Genomic DNA, 527 nt, shown 5'->3' with positions numbered 1-527 from the left:
GCGTTAAGGAGCGCCATCGCTGACGGCAATTCATGTGTCTGACCTGGCGTCAGGGTAAACGATAAGGCTTTTCCGCGTCCGTCTACAGCGACACAGACCTTGCTGCCAAAGCCTCCCCGTGAGCGACCAAGTGCTTCACGATCGCTTCGGCTGCCTCTGTGTCCCCCTTTTTGGCGGCTCCCGCCGCCTTGTGATGCGCCCGAATGTTTGTGCCGTCGAGAAAGACCATGCCGAGGGACGGGTCACCGTCTTTCAATCGCTCGAAAAGAGCCTGCCATACTCCGAGCTTTGTCCAGCGAAGGAAGAGCTGTGCTGCGGTCCACCACGGGCCGAGGTCCGACGGGACGGAGCGCCATTGCGATCCATTCTGGTGGCGCCAGAATATGGCCGAGATGGTCCGACGAAGGTCACACGGCGGCGTCTTGCCTTTCGGGCGAACGGCCTCGATCAGGGGCTCCCAGACTTGCCACGCATCATCGGAAATCACAGACTGCATCGTGCTCATCACACAAAGCTATGTACGTCCG

General features: G+C 60.0%; 1 pseudogene. It reads right to left on the bottom strand.

Going from position 1 to position 527, the window contains the following annotated elements:
- Nucleotides 1-487 (bottom strand): annotated as a pseudogene (locus B7444_RS15620) (IS5 family transposase); the annotation flags it as partial.
- Between the last annotated feature and the right edge of the window lie 40 nt (nt 488-527).

It is taken from the genome of Gluconobacter thailandicus F149-1 = NBRC 100600, from assembly GCF_000964465.1.
In the GTDB taxonomy this organism is placed as follows: Bacteria; Pseudomonadota; Alphaproteobacteria; order Acetobacterales; family Acetobacteraceae; genus Gluconobacter; species Gluconobacter thailandicus.
The sequence above is the reverse complement of the archived record's forward strand: the minus strand, read 5'-3'. Positions and strand labels throughout refer to the sequence as shown.